7 protein-coding genes and 1 pseudogene are annotated in these 6,567 nt (G+C 67.8%); 4 read left to right on the top strand and 4 right to left on the bottom strand.

Annotated elements, in window-relative coordinates:
• The first annotated feature begins 135 nt into the window (after positions 1 to 135).
• From BLT97_RS21805 to BLT97_RS21790, 4 genes are all read left to right on the top strand, one after another.
• Positions 136 to 1,254 (top strand): tyrosine-type recombinase/integrase, encoded by a 1,119-nt coding sequence (locus BLT97_RS21805; RefSeq protein WP_245769318.1) that lies wholly within the window; start codon positions 136 to 138, stop codon positions 1,252 to 1,254.
• Positions 1,251 to 3,539: a tyrosine-type recombinase/integrase gene (locus BLT97_RS21800; RefSeq protein ID WP_070200818.1), complete on the top strand. Its 2,289-nt coding sequence runs from the start codon at positions 1,251 to 1,253 to the stop codon at positions 3,537 to 3,539. Before BLT97_RS21805 ends, BLT97_RS21800 begins: the two co-directional genes overlap by 4 nt.
• Positions 3,526 to 3,942, top strand: a complete 417-nt coding sequence (locus BLT97_RS21795) for a DUF6262 family protein (RefSeq protein ID WP_070200819.1) — start codon at positions 3,526 to 3,528, stop codon at positions 3,940 to 3,942. The genes BLT97_RS21800 and BLT97_RS21795 overlap by 14 nt, the downstream gene beginning before the upstream one ends.
• Positions 3,943 to 4,013: 71 nt before the next feature.
• Positions 4,014 to 4,673 carry an HAD family hydrolase gene (locus BLT97_RS21790; RefSeq protein WP_070200820.1) on the top strand — a complete coding sequence of 220 codons (660 nt, stop codon included), beginning with the start codon at positions 4,014 to 4,016 and terminating at the stop codon, positions 4,671 to 4,673.
• Positions 4,674 to 4,770: 97 nt separating this feature from the next.
• Here the strand turns inward: BLT97_RS21790 and BLT97_RS38605 are convergent.
• From BLT97_RS38605 to BLT97_RS21775, 4 genes and pseudogenes are all read right to left on the bottom strand, one after another.
• Positions 4,771 to 4,893, bottom strand: a pseudogene (locus BLT97_RS38605) (DUF5999 family protein); the annotation flags it as partial.
• Positions 4,894 to 4,946: 53 nt separating this feature from the next.
• Positions 4,947 to 5,411 carry a DUF6302 family protein gene (locus tag BLT97_RS38600; RefSeq protein WP_070200821.1) on the bottom strand — a complete coding sequence of 155 codons (465 nt, stop codon included), beginning with the start codon at positions 5,409 to 5,411 and terminating at the stop codon, positions 4,947 to 4,949.
• Positions 5,405 to 5,767, bottom strand: coding sequence for a DUF6415 family natural product biosynthesis protein (locus tag BLT97_RS21780; protein ID WP_143041364.1), 363 nt, complete (start codon positions 5,765 to 5,767; stop codon positions 5,405 to 5,407). Before BLT97_RS21780 ends, BLT97_RS38600 begins: the two co-directional genes overlap by 7 nt.
• 152 nt (positions 5,768 to 5,919) lie before the next feature.
• On the bottom strand, positions 5,920 to 6,336 hold the full coding sequence (locus BLT97_RS21775) for an ATP-binding protein (protein WP_275539230.1): 417 nt from the start codon (positions 6,334 to 6,336) through the stop codon (positions 5,920 to 5,922).
• Positions 6,337 to 6,567 lie beyond the last annotated feature (231 nt).

The following is a 6,567-nucleotide window of genomic DNA, read 5'->3' as shown; positions in this document are numbered from 1 at the left end:
CAGCTCGCCGGTGTCGTCGACTATGCCGATCAGTCTTCCGGGTGTCTTTGATGTCCAACTCGCTTCCATGGGAGGGCCTTTCGGTGCTACATGGACGGGTTCTGTTCGCCTGTCCATGTCGTCCTGGGGTGTGGTGTGTCGTTCGCTGTGCAGAGACTGCGGTTGTCCGCGGACGGTCCGGTCTCGTACACCGTGGTGGGGGCCGACGGCTTGCCCGTCGATGCGGTGGAGGAGTTCCTCGGGTACCTGGCGGCGAGGGGTGCGTCGCCGAACACGGTGCAGGGCTACGCGTACGACCTGCGGGACTTCTTCGTCTGGCTGGAGCAGACGGGCCTCGACTTCCGGCGCGTGCGCCTGGAGGTGTTGGCCCAGTTCTTCGACTGGCTGCGTCGTCCGAAGCCGGCCCGTGCACCGGGGGTGTTCGTGCTGCCCGGTGTCGGCCAGGCGCTGGAGAACACCACGTTGCAGCGGAAGCGGGCCGCGCTCGCGTCGTTCTACCGGTTCCACGCCCGGCGGGACGAGGACGTGCCCGCGCTGCTGGGAAACTTGCTGGGCAGGCAGCCGACCGGCTCCTACACGCCGATGCTGGCGCACACCCAGCGGGGCGGTGAGGTCGAGTACAGCCCGATCCGCATCCCCGCCCACCGCAAGCCGCCCCGGACGCTGACCGAGAACGAGGTCCAGCGGCTGATGAGCGCCTGCAACCGGCGCCGGGACCGGTTCCTTATCGCTCTCCTCGACGACTCGGGGCTGCGGATCAGCGAGGCCCTGGGCCTGCGGCATGCCGACCTGAACCTCCGCAAGGGAGAGGTGCACGTCGTTCCGCGCGAGAACAACGCCAACCGGGCCCGCGTCAAGGGCATGAAGGGCCGGATCATCCCGGTGAGGCCGGAGCTGTTCGATCGCTACGCCGCCTACATGGAGAGCGAGTACGGCGCGCTGGACTGCGACTTCGTGTTCGCCAACCTCTTCCGCGCGCCGATCGGCTCCCCGATGACCCGGGCGAACGTCAACGAACTGGTGGAACGCCTGCAGAAGCGGACCGGCATCACGCACTTCTCGCCGCACGCCTGCCGGCACACCTACGCCACCCGGCTGTTGCGGGCCGAGGTGCCGATCGAGGTCGTGGCCGAACTCCTCGGTCATGCCAGCCCGCAGACCACGGCCGAGATCTACAGTCACCTCGATGTCGAGGATCATCGCCGGGTGCTCCTCTCGGCCGGGATCATCAGGGACGGGGCATCGGCCCGGTGAACACGCCCCAGACGCACCGGGGTTCGGCGGGGCTGCTGGCGAAGCTGATGGAGACGGTGCGCCCGGAGTTCCGGGCCGAGATGTTCTGTCCGCCGCGTGACAGCCCGGTGTTCTTCCCCGGTGAATGCCGCATCGTTTCCTGCCCGACGACGCTGACCATGGGCTCGCTGAAGCTCTGTCGCACCCACCATCACCGCTGGGTGGCCGCAGGACGCCCGGCCGACCTGGACAGCTGGGCCGCGGACGAGGACGCGCGCCTGCGCCGCCGCCAGCAGGTGGCGGCCTGCCTGGTCTCCGGGTGCAACCGGGCCAGGGCCGCCCACGGCCTGTGTCACCGACATGCTTCGCGATGGACCCACGCAGGGCGGCCACCCCTTGAGGACTGGGTGGGACGCACCCTCTATCACCCACCGCGCAGGCCGTGGGCCGCCGAGCGAAACTGCGAGTTTCCCGGTTGCCCGCGCTGGACCGACAGCACCGATGCGCCGCTGTGTCACACGCACCACACCCGGTGGCGCAAGCACGGCCGCCCTGACCTCACGAGCTGGTACGACGACCTTGCTCACCGCGGCGACCCGAAGATCCGCCTGAGTCAGCTCGATCCAGCACTCCGTCTGGAGTTCCAGTTCGGCCTGCAGCACCGGCTCGACGAGGGGCTGCGGTTCACCCCCGCCCGCGACGTCCGCCGCGCGGTCACCTGGGCCTGCGAGGCGCCGGTCACCAGCCTTCTGGACTGGGACGAGACCAGCTGGCGCGATCACGTCGCGCCGCTGAGGGCCGACGGACGGCGTCACGGCTACAACGTGGTCGCCTTCCGCTTCATCGCGGACACTCGCTTCGCACTGGAGCACCTGCTCATCGCCGATGATCCGTGGGCCGACCAGTATCCGCGCGAGATTTGGGACCTGCGGCACTTCGCCCTGGCCGAAGGCGAGATGCGCTACCTGCGCTTCGGCGGCATAGCTCAGCCCTGGCTGCGCGAGCTGGCCAAGCGGTGGTGCCGCTGGCGCATCAGCATGAACATCAGCGTCAACACCGTCGCGCAGAACCTGCGCTCCCTGACTCATCTCTCGCGGCACTTGCCGCCGAACGCCGATCCTGGCGACCTGACCCGGGCCAGGATCGAGACGTGGATCGCCGCCTTGGCCGTCGATTACCCGGACGTGTTTACCCGCCGGGCGGCGGTCAACTCGCTGGGCCGGTTCCTCGCGGATGCTCGCGCCCACGACTGGCAGCCGGGCCTGCCCCGCGACGCCGTTGTCTACAACGACGCCCCGCCTCCGCCGCCGGCCAAGCCTCGCTGGATCTCCGAGCACCTGATGCGGCAGATGGAGAACCCCGCCAGCCTGGCCTTGATCGCCACCGACGATCTCCGCCTCATGGTCCCGCTGCTGATCTCCTGCGGCCTGCGCATGAAGGACGCCCGGCGCCTGCGGTTCGACTGCGTCACCCACGACGACACCGGAGCCCCCTACCTGACCTGGGTGAACCACAAGATCCACGGGCGCATCGCGTTCTTCCCCATCAGCCAGGCCCTGGCCGATGAGATCGCCGCACAACAGAAGCGCGTCCAGGCCCGCTTCCCCGCCGGAAGCCACTTCCTGTTCCCCGGCTGGGTGGCCAACCTCAACGGCAGCAAGGCTGTCTCGGACAGCTGGTGCCGCGAACAGATGGAGACCTGGCTGGAGCGCATCCGCCTCATCGACGAGCACGGCCGCCCCGCGCGGGTGACCTTCCACCAGTTCCGCCACACGCTGGGCACCAGGCTCATCAACGCCAACGTCCCGCAGCACATCGTCCAGCAACTGCTCGATCACATGTCGCCGCAGATGACGGCCATCTACGCCCGGCTGCACCAGAAGACCCTGCGCGAGCACTGGGAGAAGTCCCTCAAGGTCAACGCCGAGGGCGAACCCGTCGCACTGCCCGTCGACCACCCGCTCGCCGATGCCACCTGGATGCGGCTGTCCCTGGTCCGCGCCAAGGTCAGTCTCCCCAACGGCTACTGCGGAGCCCCCATCCAGACCGACTGCGAGTACGCCAACCCGTGTCTGGACTGCCGCTTCTTCATCACCACCGGCGACTTCCTCGACCAGCACCGACGCCAGCGGGACGAGACCCGCAAGCTCATCGGCGACGCCGAGAAGGCCGGGCTGTCGCGCATCGTCGAGAAGAACACCCGCACGCTCGGCAAGCTCGACACCATCATCGACGCCCTGGAACAGGCCGGACCGCAGCAGATCGTGGCCGGCGGGAAGGTGACCGATCTCGATGCCACCGGCTGACAACGCCCACTTCCTCGTCGAAGCGTCGAAGACGCGCAGCAGGCAGGCACGCGAGCGGGCCGAAGAAGCCGTCAAGGCTGCGGCTCGCCGCAGTGAACGGCCCACGGTCGTCGGCATCGCGAACGCTGCCGGTGTCTCCCGGTCCTGGCTATACACGCAGACCGACCTCATCACCGCGATCAACCAGCTCCAGACGCGAGCCCCGGCACCACACCGCAGCGCCCGGCACGCGGCCAGCGACGCCTCCCTGCAACGCAGGCTGGAGACCGCGCTCGAACGCAATCGGCAGCTTCGCGACCAGGTCGCCGACCTCACCCAGAAGCTGGAGATCGCCCACGGCGAGATCCGCCGTCTCCGCGTGCTGTCGAGCACCCCGGTGGGTGGTGCAAGCAGCTCGGGGTGAAACCCCGGCAAAGCCGACGACAGCCCTACGCGGTGCGATGCCTGAACCGGCGCCCCTCTACGCTGCTGATCATGACGCAGAGCCCTGTTGAACTGGTGATCTTCGACTGTGACGGCGTGCTGGTGGACAGCGAGAAGATATGCGTCAAAGTCGACGCCATGATCATGGCTGACCTGGGGTGCACGTTCACCGAAGCTGAGATCATCGAGCGGTTCGTGGGCTCGTCCACCGAGGTCTACACCGCAGCAGTCGAGGAACGACTCGGACGGCGCCTGGAAAAGGGATGGCAGCAGAAGTACGAGCATCTGTATGAGGCGGCCTTCGAGGCCGAACTGACTGCTGTCGACGGCATCGCCGAGGTCCTGAAGAGCCTCACCACAGGCGTCTGCGTCGCCTCGAACGGTGATCACGCCGGCATCCGACGAAGCCTGGAAATCGCCGATCTGACGAACCACTTCGAGAACCGCATCTTCAGTGCGGCCGACGTCCGCCGAGGCAAGCCCGCACCCGACCTCTTCCAGCACGCTGCACGCTCCATGGGAGTACAACCCGAGCGATGCGCGGTGATCGAAGACAGCGCATACGGGGTGCAAGCAGCTCGGGCCGCCGGCATGCGAGCCTTCGGATACTGCGGCGGCCTTACCCCGGCCTCGCGACTGGAGGGGCCAGGCACCGTCGTCTTCGACGACATGCGCAACCTGCCCGAACTGCTGGCGACCGCCACCGCCTAAGCTCGCACAGCCCCTCGCCCAGAGCCGCTGAAACGACATGTCCATCTCGCAAAGCAGCACGTCAGACCAGCCCTTGTGACTGGGAGATCGACATAACCTCGAAGAGCAACACCCCGTTGCACAGCAGGCTCCAGCCCTGTTCAGGGTGGGCCACCGTGGGGCGGGCGGCCTCTCGGTCGGAAGCCTCGGCCGTGGGACACGGCGGGGTGTGCTGGCACATCGTACTCGTCGTCCTCTCAAGGCAGTGTGGGGAAGTTGGGCCCTCTTCGGCGACTACGAAGCCGTGGGGGAACACGGAGTGGAGGTTGCCGAAGAGGGTGTCTGTGGGCGTGCACGTACAAACGAGGTGATGGCGGACTCGCTGTACCCGTAGAAGCGGCCGAAGACCGCGTCGTCCTCCCACCACTCGGGAGCGGGATCGCCCCACTCGACGGTGTGGCAGGTATCGCGGTACGGCGACCATCGGACGCGGAGATCCGGAAACCCCGGCCGGTTCGTGAGAAGGTCGCGTGCCCCTATTGCCAGGGACAGCAGATCGAAGGACATGTATCCGCCGCGACGCGGGCCGCCGACCGGCACGGCAAGCAGTGGTGCCCGGAAGACGCGTACCGCGACAGCGTGAGCAAGGACCTCGGGCCGGGCAAGGCGGTCCCGGAAGTGCTCGAAGTCGTACGCCTCCTCGGCAGGGCAGAGGGAAGGGCCGAACGAACGCGTCGAAGCCTTGGTGGTCGTCAGCACTCGACCAGCCCCCTGACGATCCCGGCCTCTTCCAGAAGCTCGGCGAGATCGAGGGTGAGCCGCGCCAGCTTCCGAACGAGTCCGATGGTCTGTCCCGCGTCGCCGGCCAATACCTCGGCACGCAGCGTGCGGGCCTGTCTGATCAGAGCGGCGATGTCCGGGTGCTTCTCGTCGGCTTTGTCTCGCAAGGCGCGGGCTACAAGCAGCTTGAGCGCCATGAGGAAGCGCTGAGTAAGGGCATCGTTGTTGTAGTTGGGTAATGGTGCTCCGCCGGACGGGCCCGCGGCGTGGTGGCTGATCTCTTCCTCGCCGTGCAGGATGGTGTCGAGGTCGTCGTACACCTCGTTCCAATCCACGCTTGCCCACTCGCGCACTGCGCTCAGGTACCGCCGGGCCTCCTCCTCACCGTGTGGAGGAGTCCAAGGGTTCGTGGGGACCGTCGGGTCCTTAACGCGGACCGGCATGGTCTCCGGGCTAGTCGTCTCGTCGCGTAATGCGGTGTTCGTCATCAGCACGCCACCAAACTCAGCTCGCACCACGTGGTGGCGCCGTCGTCGCTGACACCCCACGCGCCCTGTCTGCTTCGGGCGATCTCTTGCACGAGCACCAGGCCGCGACCGTTCTCGGCGTCGTCCTCGGGGCACTGAGCAGTGGGGCGAGGTCCGGGCACGCCGTCATGGACACGGATGCGCAGGACGCCATCGCGCACGTCAAGGGTCAGCCGGATTTGCCTGCCACCGCTGTGCACGATGGCATTAGTGATCAGCTCAGAGACAACGAGTGTCGCGTCGTCGGCGACGCAGGTCAGACCGCGGGAGGTGAGACGTTCACGGGTCACGAGCCTCATGGCGCGGACGCGGGACTCGTCTACGGGAGGGGGGCGCTCGCCCGGGGAGTGCGCGGTGATGGGGAAACGCTCCTCCACCAGGCCGCCGGCACGAGTTGCGGTCGGGCGCTGCGACGCCGGGCCGATCACCGCTCCGTCCCGCTCTGTGAGGCCCCGTTTTCCGGGGCGGCCCGGTCGTCAAGGGAAGCGAGCGGGCCCGTCCGGCGTTGCTGGCCCGGGACGTGGCGGAGCAGTCCGGCAAAAGGAGGCAACGGTGTGTTCGCAGCGTCCGCGAGGTTGCGGCGGCGCTCACGATCTGCGGGAGTTCGT

The sequence above is a fragment of the Streptomyces indicus genome (assembly GCF_900100315.1).
Classification (GTDB): domain Bacteria; phylum Actinomycetota; class Actinomycetes; order Streptomycetales; family Streptomycetaceae; genus Streptomyces; species Streptomyces indicus.
Note: the sequence above shows the minus strand (reverse complement) of the source record. Positions and strands in the feature narration are given on the sequence as shown.